At 33.3% G+C, this 13,059-nt stretch carries 10 protein-coding genes; 4 read left to right on the forward strand and 6 right to left on the reverse strand.

The window, feature by feature from the left end:
- Positions 1–295: 295 nt before the first annotated feature.
- On the reverse strand, positions 296–1,324 hold the full coding sequence (locus G7051_RS16235; RefSeq protein ID WP_166201933.1) for a 2-oxoacid:ferredoxin oxidoreductase subunit beta: 1,029 nt from the start codon (positions 1,322–1,324) through the stop codon (positions 296–298).
- Positions 1,325–1,328: 4 nt separating this feature from the next.
- The gene (locus G7051_RS16240) at positions 1,329–3,179 is read right to left on the reverse strand and encodes a 2-oxoacid:acceptor oxidoreductase subunit alpha (RefSeq protein ID WP_166201935.1); all 1,851 of its coding nucleotides are present in this window, start codon (positions 3,177–3,179) and stop codon (positions 1,329–1,331) included.
- A gap of 238 nt (positions 3,180–3,417) precedes the next feature.
- Between G7051_RS16240 and G7051_RS16245 the strand changes: the two genes are divergently transcribed.
- The 3 genes from G7051_RS16245 to rimM all read left to right on the forward strand — a co-directional run bounded on the left by G7051_RS16245 (position 3,418) and on the right by rimM (position 6,554).
- Positions 3,418–5,184: a S41 family peptidase gene (locus tag G7051_RS16245; RefSeq protein WP_166201937.1), complete on the forward strand. Its 1,767-nt coding sequence runs from the start codon at positions 3,418–3,420 to the stop codon at positions 5,182–5,184.
- Between the two features lie 242 nt (positions 5,185–5,426).
- Positions 5,427–6,023 carry a DUF4290 domain-containing protein gene (locus tag G7051_RS16250; RefSeq protein ID WP_166117173.1) on the forward strand — a complete coding sequence of 199 codons (597 nt, stop codon included), beginning with the start codon at positions 5,427–5,429 and terminating at the stop codon, positions 6,021–6,023.
- A gap of 3 nt (positions 6,024–6,026) precedes the next feature.
- Positions 6,027–6,554, forward strand: coding sequence for a ribosome maturation factor RimM (gene rimM / locus G7051_RS16255; protein ID WP_166201940.1), 528 nt, complete (start codon positions 6,027–6,029; stop codon positions 6,552–6,554).
- A gap of 391 nt (positions 6,555–6,945) precedes the next feature.
- Here the strand turns inward: rimM and G7051_RS16260 are convergent, their stop codons facing one another.
- From G7051_RS16260 to G7051_RS16275, 4 genes are all read right to left on the reverse strand, one after another.
- A complete protein-coding gene (locus G7051_RS16260; RefSeq protein ID WP_166117177.1) occupies positions 6,946–7,344 on the reverse strand; it encodes a thioesterase family protein in 399 nt (132 codons plus the stop codon).
- A 58-nt stretch (positions 7,345–7,402) separates the two neighbouring features.
- Positions 7,403–9,430 carry a TonB-dependent siderophore receptor gene (locus tag G7051_RS16265; RefSeq protein ID WP_166201942.1) on the reverse strand — a complete coding sequence of 676 codons (2,028 nt, stop codon included), beginning with the start codon at positions 9,428–9,430 and terminating at the stop codon, positions 7,403–7,405.
- 147 nt (positions 9,431–9,577) lie between these two features.
- Positions 9,578–10,552 (reverse strand): nitroreductase, encoded by a 975-nt coding sequence (locus G7051_RS16270; protein ID WP_166201944.1) that lies wholly within the window; start codon positions 10,550–10,552, stop codon positions 9,578–9,580.
- Between the two features lie 60 nt (positions 10,553–10,612).
- On the reverse strand, positions 10,613–11,212 hold the full coding sequence (locus G7051_RS16275) for a TetR/AcrR family transcriptional regulator (protein ID WP_166201946.1): 600 nt from the start codon (positions 11,210–11,212) through the stop codon (positions 10,613–10,615).
- A 140-nt stretch (positions 11,213–11,352) separates the two neighbouring features.
- Between G7051_RS16275 and G7051_RS16280 the strand changes: the two genes are divergently transcribed.
- On the forward strand, positions 11,353–13,050 hold the full coding sequence (locus G7051_RS16280; RefSeq protein WP_166201948.1) for a hypothetical protein: 1,698 nt from the start codon (positions 11,353–11,355) through the stop codon (positions 13,048–13,050).
- Positions 13,051–13,059: the final 9 nt, after the last annotated feature.

Below are 13,059 nucleotides of genomic sequence, written 5' to 3' on the forward strand. Positions count from 1 at the left end.
GGTTATTACTACATATTCATTCCCTCTTTGCTTAATAGATAGAATTGTTTTATTAATTCCATAATTAGCTGACAAAAAATTTACACTTCTTTTATTTTAGTAGCAGAAAGTATTTAATGATATATTCTTTATTTCTAGCGGCAGACCTATGTGTCTGCCCTCTGTGGGTGAACACATAGGTTCTACACCTAAAACGATAATACGATCTGATACCTCAATAAAATTCTGATAAAATAGAAAAGAGCCTGTTTCTTAAGAAACAGGCTCTTTTAGCTTAATATATAAAGTTATGATATTATTTCACTTCCCAAACTTCGCCACTCATCAGAAAATCGTTTAGCGTATGCACCTTTGTTTTAACCTGAACATCATCGATCATTTTCTTTACTTCCTGATCATAACACAAGCCTGCTACATTACGAATGACACCAATAGCTACTGGAAATCCATTTTGAGGAGCCATTAATCCTAATTTCAAATGCAATATATTATCTTGTGTGGTGGCATCATGCACCAATACATCTTCAATCGTATAGCCATCCTGCCCGATAGTTACCACTTTAAGATTAAAACCATCCAATACCAAACCCTTATCCATATTAGTACCGAAGATCATTTTCTCTCCGTGCTTCAATAAAATCGTACGGTCATCTCTATAAGCCTTATCTACAATTTCTTTGTGTATATTATCATTAAAAATTACACAGTTTTGAAGTACTTCTACGACAGAGGTTCCTTTGTGCTGTTCTGCCTGTACGAATGCATCTGTAGTATTTTTTAAATCAATATCAATACAGCGAGCAAAAAATGTTCCCCTTGCACCTAAAGTCAATTCGATAGGATGAAACGGATCTTCAACCGTTCCATAAGGAGATGATTTAGAAACAAATCCTCTATCGGAAGTAGGAGAGTACTGACCTTTTGTCAATCCATAAATCTTATTATTCAGAAGTAAGATATTTATATCAACATTTCTTCTTATAGTATGTATAAAGTGATTTCCTCCAATTGCCAAACTGTCACCATCACCAGTAGTTAGCCATACCGATAATTCGGGTTTAGCCACTTTCACGCCTGTAGCAACAGCAGCACCACGTCCGTGAATAGTATGAAAACCGTATGTATTCATGTAATAAGGCAAACGGGAAGAACATCCAATACCGGAAATTGCTGCTACATTATGAGGATCTATTTGTAATAATACCATTGCCTTATGCAAGCAGGTAAGGATAGCATGATCTCCGCATCCGGGACACCAGCGAACATACTGATCGCTTTTATAACTTCGGGTGTCATGAACAATAGGATTAGTTATTGTATCCATATGTTTATTTATTTTTAAGCTCTTGTGTGAAAAATTCAATCAAATCAGAAACAACAAAAGGTTGGCCATTCACCTTATTATATTTAATAATCGGCAGATTATTAAAATGCTCAGCTAAATATCCGGCAAACTGTCCATTATTTTGTTCAGCAACAATTATTTTTCGGTACTTTCTAAGTACACTTTCTGTATTCTTAGGAAGAGGACTGATAAAGTTGAAATGAGCTAATGCTACTTTATTTTCTCCTCTGTTCATTTCTTCTACAGCCTCTCTCAAATGACCGTATGTACCACCCCAACCAACAATTAGGACATCAGATTCACTATTCCCCAACACCTCTAATGCAGGTATAAAGTCCGCAATTTTTTCTATTTTAGCTTTTCGGGTATCTACCATTTTCTGATGATTATCAGGATCGGTTGAAATGGCTCCTGTAAAATAATCCCGTTCCAATCCTCCAATACGGTGAGTATATCCCTCGGTACCTGCCGGAGCCCAATAACGAGCAAAAGTATCTTCATTTCGGGCAGCTACAGTCCATTCATCACCGGTATATAAACTGATATCATTAGGAATTATAGATGGATACTTATCCAAATCGGGAATCTTCCATGAAGAAGAGCCGTTTGCAATATAGCTATCTGTCAATAAAATAACTGGAGTTATATGTTCCAAAGCTATCTTTGAAGCCCAGTAGGCTGTATCGAAACAATTTGTAGGGCTACTTCCTGCAATTACCACAATGGGACTCTCTCCATTTCGACCATATAATGCTTGTCTTAAATCTGTCTGCTCTGTTTTAGTAGGTAATCCTGTAGAAGGCCCCCCCCGTTGAACATCTACAATTATCAATGGTAATTCTGCCATAACTGCTAAACCAATGGCTTCACCTTTTAAAGCAAGTCCTGGTCCTGAAGTAGAAGTTACAGCCAAACTACCGGCAAAGCTAGCACCGATAGCTATACATATTCCGGCAATTTCGTCTTCAGCCTGTACCACTTTCACTCCCAAATCTTTTCTTTTTACCAATTCGTGTAAAATATCAGTAGCTGGAGTTATCGGATACGATCCAAGAAATAATTGTAGATTAGCTTTTTCAGCAGCAGCAATCAAACCAAAGGCTGTAGCCGAATTACCATTCACATCCATATAATATCCCTTTTCCATTTCCAGAGTATCTACTCTATATGAAGAAACAGACAGGCTTGTATTATATCCATAATTATATCCATTCGCCAAAACCGTTAGGTTAGCATCGGCTAATACAGGCTTTTTCGAAAATTTAGTAGATAACATCTGATTTACAACATCTATAGGTCTGTTGAACAACCAACAAACAACCCCCAGTGCAAACATGTTTTTACATCTGAGCTTACTTTTCATATCTAAATCAAAAGCAGTCAAACTGTCTTTTGTTAATGTTGTAATAGGAATGGCTACAATTTGTTGTGTAGTAAGCCCTAACTCAACAAAAGGCTCTTCGGTTTTAAAAAGAGCTTTATCGAGATCCCGTTTTTGAAAAGAATCTGTATCGATAAGTATTATCGAATTCCTTTTCAATTGATTTGCATTTACTTTTAGTGCAGCGGGATTCATTGCAATTAAAACATCTGCTTTATCACCTGAATTATATACTTGTGTACCTATATGTAATTGAAAGCCCGACACACCACTCAATGTACCTTGAGGTGCTCTGATTTCGGCTGGAAAATCGGGGAATGTTGATATTTGGTTTCCTAAAATAGCAGATAAATTTGAGAATAAAGTACCTGACAATTGCATTCCATCTCCAGAGTCACCGGAGAAACGGATTACAATATCCTGTACATCCTGAACTAGTGTCTTTTCCAACATGGTTTTTTAGTTTTATTTCTTATCACAAAGGAATAAAAGAGTGGTCGAATAAACAAGTAATAATAAGAAATTAAAAACTTTTATACCCACTATTATGTTTTTAAATACATAATAACAAAAAATAAATCTTGGTTTGTAAAAAAAGTTGTTACTTTGCCCAGGTTTGTTAAAATAGACAACTAAGGTGTGATCAGAAGATAAACAACTATTAAATAATAGATTAACACATATAAATTAGATGAAAAAAAGACTTGGATATCTTGTTTTTTCAACATTTCTCCTGACAGGATCGTCGTTATACGCTCAAGAGAATACGAGTAATGAGAAACGCTATTTTGAAATCAATAAAAACATCGAGGTTTTCAATTCAGTAGTGAAAGAACTTGATATGTTTTATGTTGATACAATAGATGTACAAAAGACGATAGAATCTGGTATAGTAAACATGCTGGCAGGACTAGATCCTTATACTAACTATATGACAGAAGAGGAAGTTAGCGATTTTACAGTATTGACTACCGGAGAATATGCCGGAGTAGGAGCTGTTATATCATTCCGAAATATAGATGGTCGTGATATCGTTTATATTTTGGAGCCTTATGAAGGTATGCCTGCAGCTAAAAGCGGACTGAAAGTGGGAGATATTATACTTTCCATAAATGGTGAAGATATGACTACTGCCGAAAAAGTTCCGGGAGAGCCCTTTGGCAAGACTTTATCAAATAAAGTAACCAATAAACTAAAAGGACAAGCCGGTACTGAAATCACGGTGAAAGTTGAACGCCCAGGAGTTAAAAAACCAATAGAGGTAAAGATCGTACGACAAAATATACAGATTACGTCTGTTCCCTATTACGGCATCCTTAAAGATAATGTAGGTTACATTGTTTTAACCGGATTTACCGATAAGTGTGCACAAGATGTAAAGAATGCTTATCTTGATCTTAAAAAACAAGGAATGACGTCTCTGATACTAGACCTTCGAGGAAACGGTGGAGGTATTATGGAAGAGGCTATTCAATTAGTAAATTTCTTTGTACCTAAAGGACAGGTAGTATTAAGTACAAAAGGGAAAATGAAACAATGGGATAGAACGTATCGCACAACTTTAGACCCTATTGATACAGATATCCCTTTTGTAGTGCTTGTAGACAAAGGTTCTGCATCTGCCTCTGAAATTGTATCAGGAGCACTACAAGATCTTGATAGAGCTGTTATTATGGGACAACGTACCTATGGAAAAGGTTTGGTACAAGCTCCAAGAGAGTTGCCATATGGCGGAAGTCTTAAAGTAACCACTTCGAAATACTACATCCCAAGTGGTCGCTGTATTCAAGCTATAGACTACACACACCGCAACGAAGATGGAAGTGTAGGTCGTATACCTGATAGTTTGACAACAGTATTCAAAACAGCAATAGGACGCGAAGTTAGAGACGGTGGGGGAGTAACACCGGATATTAAACTGGAAGAAATAAAAGTACCTAGTATTACTTATTATCTGCTTAACCAATATTTAGTGAATGATTGGGTAACTGACTGGGCTATTAATAACCCAAAAATTGCTCCTGTTGAACAGTTCAGCATAACCGATGCAGATTATGAAAGTTTCAAAGCTCTTGTGAAATCTAAAAAAGATTTCAAATACGATCAGCTTAGCGAAAAACGCTTAAAAACGCTGAAAGATGTTATGGACTTTGAAGGATATTCTAAAACTGCCAGCGAAGAGTATAAAGCATTAGAAGCGAAACTGGTTCCAAATTTGGATCGTGATTTAGACAATTTCAAAGATGATATTAAAAAGCTTCTGAATATGGAAATAGCTAAACGCTACTACTTCCAAAAAGGTGAGAGAATTGAAGCTTTGAAGGGAGATAAGGATGTTGAACAAGCTATTGAATTATTGAACAATAAAGAACAATATAAAGAGATATTTACTCCCGGACGTAAAATTATCGATCTGGCAAGTAAAACCGGCTCTGAGGAAGAAGCCGAGAATATATAATTACATATAGGCTTTATAACAAAAACACATAAAAAAGTATCTCATCTTATCCATGAGATACTTTTTTTATTACCTTTGTCAAACTTAAGAACTACTTTAAGGTCACAAGCCTTTTTATGACTTTCGCAATGATAACCAGAGACTGTTATTATTAGATAAAGAAATAAATACTTAATGTTACTTATTAGAAGAACTTTCGTTTATATACTTTTCTTATTCTCACTTATATAGATTATTTATACATGGATTATAACACGCAATTAAAAAAGCTTGCTCTTCCTGAATATGGAAGAAATATCCAAAACATGGTCGATTTTTGTTTGACTATCGATGATCGTAACGAACGCAGAAGGTGTGCCAATACGATTATCAATATTATGGGAAACATGTTTCCACATTTACGTGATGTGAATGACTTCAAACATATACTTTGGGATCATCTGGCTATCATGTCAAACTTTGAACTTGATATTGATTATCCTTACGAAATCATAAAAAAAGAAGATCTATTTTCTAAACCAGGTAAGGTAGAATATAGTCGCCCAACGATGTTTTTTAAACATTATGGAAAAACATTGGAAAAACTGATCACACTTGCTGCCGAATATCCTGAGGGTAAAGAAAAAGAGCAATTAGTATGGTTGGTTCTAAACCATATGAAAAAAACTTATATTCAATGGAATAAAGAAGTAGATGATGCGAAACTATTTCAAGATTTGTATGATCTATCGAACCAGAAAATAGACAAACGAAACTCTGATATGAAATTATCTGATATGAAAGATCTTAATCAGAGAAAACAACAGCGTAATAACGGATCACAGCAAAAGAAAAAATAATATATGATTCGTGAAGACGAAGTCCTAAGAATTGGTAAATTTATTAAACCTCATGGAATTAAAGGCGAAATTGCTTTTGCTTTTGATAACGATATATTCGATAGAGTTGATTGCCCTTATTTAATCTGCTCTATCGATAACATTTTAGTACCATTTTTTATCAAGTCATACCGATTCAAAGGTAGCGACACAGCCCTAATACTCCTAGAGGACATTGAATCTGAAATTCAAGCAAAGCGTTTCAACGGATTAAGTGTATATTTTCCGCGTAAATATCTTGATGAGAATGAGGAAGTTGAACTTACTCTTAATTATTTTATTGATTTTATTGTAATTGATAAACAATTGGGAGAAATAGGAACTATCACAGATATTGATGAATCTACAATCAATACATTATTTCTTTTAAAGAGAAAAGAAAACGACAACGAGATTATTATCCCCGCATCAGATGACTTTATAACTGATATCGATTCTGAGAAAAAAATACTATATGTAGATCTACCTTCGGGATTGGTAGATATCGATTAAAACTTCGTACTAAAACATAAAAAAAGAGGATAGATCTAACTTCCTCTTCATAACCACAAATTACATAAAAAAAATCTCTCAATATAAGAGATTTTAAAATATTACTAATAACCTAAACCTAAATGATTGGGGTTTACCAATCTCAATAACCAATCTTCAACCTTTTTACCTAGCTATACACTAAATACATTAACTTTATATGGCAAAGATATGCGATATATTTTTAACCGCCAAATATTATATGCTATAAAACATATTCATCCCTATTGTTTTTTTCAATATTAAGATAGACTATACTTATTGTAAGAGCTTCAAGCCTGATAACAACTAGGTTTCTATAAAAAAGAGAGATGAAAATAAAATTTCATCTCTCTTTTATCAATATATAACTTTACAGATACTTTTCTAATATTTGATCAAAAAGATCAGGTCGCCCTACTTTTCCATTAATCAGACATACAACTTCAACTCGAGCCTCAGAACACAAGGCTTTGTCGGATAATCTTATTATTTGTTGATTAAAGTAATATCTTATACCTTTCTTCTCAAGATTAATAGTACAAATAAACTCATCAGAACCAACAAGTGAATTTTTGTATTTTATGGTTATACTCGAAACTATAGGATCTATTCCCTGATTGTGAACTTCCATAAAACTTACACCACAAGATTCCAGAAACTCATGCCGTGTGACTTCATAATAATGCTGATAATTAGCGTTGTTCACAATCCCCTGAGCATCTAACTCATAATCACGAACTTTCATTTTATATTGAAAAATAGGCTCCATCTTTATGTATTTATTATAATACAAAAGTATCTTTAAAAATTAGAAAGTCAAACTATAACTATTTTAAAGTGTAGGAAAGCCCTGCCATCAACCAGAAACCTGCTTGTGGAATATTTCCCAGATCGAAATATTTTCTATCGAAGATATTATTCACGGTTGCTGTTGCCACAAAATCTTTCAAATTCCAATTGATTTGTAAATCCAAAGTTGAAAAGTAAGGGTAGGGCTGCTGTGTTGTCGGTTTCAGGTTTTCATACTTAAGATATGTCCCTATTCTTTTCTGCCATCGGAAATTCCAGTTAGCGCTAATATCTTTATAAATAGGATGATTAATTTGTGCAGTAAATTTATCTCTCAAATAATTCAAAGTAAAATTCGAAATCAACTCCCCTGAATTATGTTCCTGATGTAAGCGGGAATATCCTAGCTGCAATATTGTTGATGGACTGATAGATGGAAATATTTCCCTAAAATAGAAAGTAGCTCCCATATCTACTCCTGTCTTATTTATTTCCGTTATATTTCGGGATTCCCATTTATCATCCGGATTCTCTTTTATCCAATCTATCATATTTTTGCCCTTCATATAATAACCTGTAATATATGCTTTCACAAAAGGTGTATTATATTTAAAACCCAAGTCTATTGACTCTGAATCTTCCGGCTTTAAATCACTATTTCCAATGTGGGTAACAGTTGTGTAATACAAATCGGTAAATGTAGGCATTCGGGTAGCTTTATTCCATGACGCATATACCTTAAAATTATCTGACATCCTAAAGCCAGCATTTATTGCCGGATAAAATTTGTAATCCTTTTTTAAGAACGTATTGTAATTGGCCAATACACCAACCGAAAGTGTAAATCTGCTCAATAATAAATTATGTTCAATTGCATAACTTATATTCGTTCTGTTATCAGAATGTGTATATATCCCACTAGGATTATCCATTTTTTCACCTAATACAGTACTCAATATACCTTCATTCCTAAATTCTGCACCAAAGCTGGTTATACCTATTTGAGATGTATACTGCAAATTAAGATTAGAACCATATACATCCGTTTTATGATGATTATAAGGTACCTTAGATTCATCCCCCTTTATCAATTGAAAGCAATCATTATGCCTGTTCCAATAAACCAGAGGTATAAATTTCAGCTTATCACCCATCTCCCCCTTTACCGAAGCGAGATAAGAATTAGTTTTATCATACTGATTAGGATATGCTGCCGAATAAAATGTATTTGCACCATATTGCTTATCGTTATATCCTAACTGTATATCAACCTTCGATTTTTCAATATTTAATCTGGTTTGAGAAAGCAAATTAAATATATCATAATCACTGTTATTTATATAGCCGGATGAAGTCATATATCCCGCAGATAATTGTGTAGTTGCAACTTCACCTTTTATCACCCCTCTAGCTTCAGTATTTAATAAACTATGAGACCCGGCCTCTACTCTGGCATATGCTTTATGATCCGGATTTTTTCTGGTAATAATATTTATTCCACCCGAAAAAGCACTTGCACCATAAATCAATGAAGCTGGTCCATAAATGATTTCAATACGTTCAATGTCTGATAAATTGATAGGGATGTCGAAACTGTAGTGTCCTGTTTGTGGATTGGAGAGATTTACTCCGTTTAGTAGAATTGCTGTTTGGTCGAAAGATCCTCCCCGGATCGAAATGTCGGCTTGGACTCCATGTCCTCCTCGCTGCTGTACATCTATGCCTGCAACATAGTTTAATAAATCTTGAATACTCTGGACCGGCGCCTGCTCAATCTCACTACGTGTTATTACTGTTACTTGCTTTGCTGCCTGATTAATAGGGAGCTCTACACGAGAGGCGGTAACCGTAACTTCATCAAGCTCCTTCTCCGTTATTTTCTCTGCCTCATGCGAGTTAAGACTTGATTGTGCCGATGTTTCTGTTGCATGAGCAAATGTGAGGACACAACCTGCCACAACCCCAATGTTTACCACCTTGTGCATACTGTTAAATGCACTGTAAGCCTGATGAGCAAATCGTTTGAAGCGAAATGCTTTCAGCTTGTCAAATTGTTTTCGATTCATAATTTTGATTATTATTAATAAATTAATTCATGCCAAAATTATATAAATAAATTCAAGGAAACCACCCAAAAAGCTTTTTTTGAATATATCGATTTACACTGTACACTATAAATATTTATTAATTAGCACTCTAACTAACAATTAAAATCATTCAATTATAACATCATTTACTTTTTTACGAGGAGAGAATGGAGTTGGCTCAGCATACCCAATACGCAAAAGTAGAGTAGGGTATTCGCCTTTGATTTGACCAACATTCTTTTGTATCTCCAAAGCTAATTCATCAATTTCGCAAGGTTGGTTCATATAGGCATTTGCTATATTCTGCTGAGTAGTAGTCAAGAGAAAACGCTGAAGATGGCGCCCCAAATCAACCCATTCACGCAATGTATTATTCTTTGTGGTAAATAAAACTAAATGCGAAGACGATTCAATCTTTTTCAAATCCGCTTTATTTTGTTTATTCGGTTTGAGATAAGATTTTATAATAAATTTTGAGACAAATGAAGGCATAGCCGGAGCTCCCATAGTTTTATAAGTCAATCCGGTAGGATTCCTTTTTACTTCAGTATTATTAAAACGCATACAGTTCAATAGTTCATCTTTAAAAGCTTTATCACTCATCTGTACCTCGTTACCTTTCTCGATATAGGACTTTAAAATATTGAACATCGAATCATTCTTAGATATAATATACCTATTAATATCATCAGTCAGAGGTAGGTTATTCAAATTTAATATTATATCATCCGATACCGTTTTATTATTGTATAGTTTTCGATTCGTCTGACGACTTTCTATTGATTTATGCAAGGAATCAGCGATAATACTATTACCTCTATTCAAGTGAACTACTATTTTTTTATTAGTTTCATCGATCTCTACATTTGAATCATAGCCGAGGACAGAAGCTTCAATGCATAGGTTTTCAGTGGCAGCACCTAAACTTATAAATAACTCACGGTTCGATTTGTCAACAATAGGCAAAATCTCTTCCATATTAGGTAAAATATTTATAGCACTGTCCTCCAATTGGAAAAACCAAGGCTGCGAATTATGACCGGAAGGGGCTTTTATTGCAGCTTCCACCATTTTTATATAATCTAAATTTTGAGCATTCATTAAGCACACCATTAAATTTATAAAAAGAAAAATTTTAACTCTCATATCTTCTTTATTTTATCAATTATACCACTTATCAACCAGCAGATCGATACCACAAGCAAGCTGTTCCCAACCCTTATCGCTTTGTAAATCTACTCCATTATACATAGAACAATTGTCGCTAAGAAGAACCAGATAGCTAATTGCAGCACTCAACAAAGTCGCTATTGCAGCAACCTCTTCCTGAGGATGTTTTGACAATTGGCTAACTATAGTTATCAAGGTTATTCCTTTAGCTTCTCGTTTCAACCTTAGTTTTTCAATCACACTATTATGACTTGTCAATTCCCACCGATACAACTCTTGCTCCAACTTGTTATTTCTCAATTGGTGGATTCGATCACGAAACATCTTTTTTATAAACCCTTTGAGGTTTTCATCTTTCGGGAAATCCACAGTAAAATTTATCCAGAAGTCATTCTGAGAGAGATATTCTACAATCATATTATCTACTGACCCAAAATAGCGATATATCAAAACTTTAGAAACACCTGCTTTAGAAGCAATTGCATTCACCCCAACCTTATCAAAACCATCTTTAATAATTATTTCACCAACAGCATCCAATAATCTCTTTGTTGTTGATTCTCTATCTTTCTCATTATTAATATTTTCCATACTGACCTCCTAATGTTACTATTCGGTAACAAATATATGTAACTCATTGGTAACACGCAAATATTTTTAGATATTATGTATTTATTTTTTTTATTAACTATAATTATTATTTTTGTACTTTATAATAAAACTTCTACAAAATGAAACTATCAAAAAATCTAAGAAATTTCACAAAAAAATTAGTCATCTTATTTAATGCCTGTCTATATGCTAGCTTGTTCTCTTGCACGAACGACATAGATGTGCCTATATCCAAATTTGAAAATCTAGAAACAATTAACTCAATTTCTGCAAAAAATGAATTTGCTCGCATTATGGCAAAAGCAATACATGATAAAGATATTAGAGAATTTATTAAAAATGAAGCATTAAAAGAAATTGATAACGATTATGATGTTATTTACCATTATGTTAAAAATCGAGAAATGAATAATGGATTAACATTTCGAGAAAATATTGCTCAATACTGCAAAAATAAATTTTACCTCGATAGTATAACTCAGATTGACCAATTACTAACAATATTTGTACCTGATATAAATAATAATTTTTCTCCACAATCTTGGGATTTAGATAATCAGATTCCTCTAGTTACTGTCAGAAATATGAATAAAGATGGTAAATTATTAGCGTTTAATAAACTCGGGGAAAGTATTGATCTTAATTGTTACAAAAAACCCGATTTTCCGGTTCTTGTCATTAAGTCTAATGAGCGAATTATAGATGTAAATAAAATGAATAAGACAAAATCAGTTCAAATGGGAAATGTTCCTCTATCAAATAATGATGGTATTTTTGCTTATTTTTTGGATGAATCATTTGTAAATACTAAGACATATAAAAATGACAAATTGAATTCTTTAAGAGTTGATATAATAACGACTCCAGGGCCCAACGAAAACATTCTTAATCTACTATTAAATGAAAATTATTATAAGTCCCTATTTATCAATATCAATGATGCTGATTGTAACAGAGATTTTCTTTATTATGGAATAAATTCCAAATTTGGTTCTGTGAAAGGACCTTTAAAAACAAGCATTAGAGAATATATAACTTCTATTACATTCAACTCTTCAAATGATTATGATTATGTTGTCGATAAGAATGATCCGATGGGAGATTGGACTGATGGAAATTTGGAAATTCGATTTGATTTTATCTTTATAAACAATAGTAATACTGCTTCTAATTTTTATAAAATAGCAAATGTAGCAATAAGAGATCTATTCACTGGTCAAAATAATAGAACAAAAAAATACCAATTTCCTATACCTATAGAAATATTCTGTTGGGATATGTATACATTTGGAACAATGTATAAAGTAGGCATTTCTGAAGTTGATGCTGGAACTGAAATAGAAAGAACAGAAAGTGTTTCTTCAACATTTGGCAAAAATTTTGAACTAAACGCAACTGTAGATAAAATCGGAGCCAAATTTGGAGGAACTTATTCAGAAACAAAACAATCATCTGTAAAAATAAAATATACAAATAATACTGATCTTTTAGGAGATGCATTTGTGAACTTCTTTGATCCAACATATATAATCAATACACAAATTAATCAAATTGAAATAGATTATTTTATTCTTAAAAAACAAGATGGTAATTATTTGACTCAAGAAAAGGGTAATGGTCGATTCTTTGGAGTCAATGATCATGCAAAATTAAAAAGCTACATTAATGAATTAAGAGCTAAAGCATCCGCATATGGCAGTAATTGTATAATTGATATTGCGGATCCTATAAGTTTATTAAGTGATAGAGGGTCTTATCTATATAAGTATAACACTGGAGCTATTTCTTTTGAAATACAACCTTTACCCATTCGCTAAAAATTTGAA

Source organism: Dysgonomonas sp. HDW5B, assembly GCF_011299335.1.
Taxonomy (GTDB): domain Bacteria; phylum Bacteroidota; class Bacteroidia; order Bacteroidales; family Dysgonomonadaceae; genus Dysgonomonas_A.

Coding starts and splice junctions, on each gene's coding strand:
- G7051_RS16235 (WP_166201933.1), bottom strand. CDS start 1,324: ATGGATACAATAACTAATCCTATTGTTCATGACACCCGAAGTTATAAA.
- G7051_RS16240 (WP_166201935.1), bottom strand. CDS start 3,179: ATGTTGGAAAAGACACTAGTTCAGGATGTACAGGATATTGTAATCCGT.
- G7051_RS16245 (WP_166201937.1), top strand. CDS start 3,418: ATGAAAAAAAGACTTGGATATCTTGTTTTTTCAACATTTCTCCTGACA.
- G7051_RS16250 (WP_166117173.1), top strand. CDS start 5,427: ATGGATTATAACACGCAATTAAAAAAGCTTGCTCTTCCTGAATATGGA.
- rimM (WP_166201940.1), top strand. CDS start 6,027: ATGATTCGTGAAGACGAAGTCCTAAGAATTGGTAAATTTATTAAACCT.
- G7051_RS16260 (WP_166117177.1), bottom strand. CDS start 7,344: ATGGAGCCTATTTTTCAATATAAAATGAAAGTTCGTGATTATGAGTTA.
- G7051_RS16265 (WP_166201942.1), bottom strand. CDS start 9,430: ATGAATCGAAAACAATTTGACAAGCTGAAAGCATTTCGCTTCAAACGA.
- G7051_RS16270 (WP_166201944.1), bottom strand. CDS start 10,552: ATGAATGCTCAAAATTTAGATTATATAAAAATGGTGGAAGCTGCAATA.
- G7051_RS16275 (WP_166201946.1), bottom strand. CDS start 11,212: ATGGAAAATATTAATAATGAGAAAGATAGAGAATCAACAACAAAGAGA.
- G7051_RS16280 (WP_166201948.1), top strand. CDS start 11,353: ATGAAACTATCAAAAAATCTAAGAAATTTCACAAAAAAATTAGTCATC.